Annotated in this window: 1 protein-coding gene; it reads left to right on the top strand. The window is 59.4% G+C overall.

Annotated elements, in window-relative coordinates; all coding sequences use genetic code 11:
* Positions 1-251, top strand: a 251-nt coding sequence (locus AB9K26_RS00015; RefSeq protein ID WP_369970507.1) for a hypothetical protein, incomplete at both ends; no start/stop codon positions are given.

The following is a 251-nucleotide window of genomic DNA, read 5'->3' as shown; positions in this document are numbered from 1 at the left end:
GTATCTGCTACCGCACCTAGCGTGTGCTCTGGCGACGACGGGGAGTTCGTGGTCAGTGGCGATGCCGGTGACACCGTGACCTACAGTATAGACGGCGGCCCATCGGTAACGGGCGTGATACCTGCTGACGGTACGCTTGAGATCGCGGTTGTGGGGATTACCTCAGCGACGACCATCGATGTCAGCAACGTTTCCAATACGAGCTGTGACCTTGACCTTACGGGCGTTAGCGCTACGATCACCGTCGACCC

The organism is Psychroserpens sp. XS_ASV72 (assembly GCF_041224425.1).
In the GTDB taxonomy this organism is placed as follows: Bacteria; Bacteroidota; Bacteroidia; order Flavobacteriales; family Flavobacteriaceae; genus Psychroserpens.
This window is presented reverse-complemented; position numbering and strand designations above follow the sequence as displayed.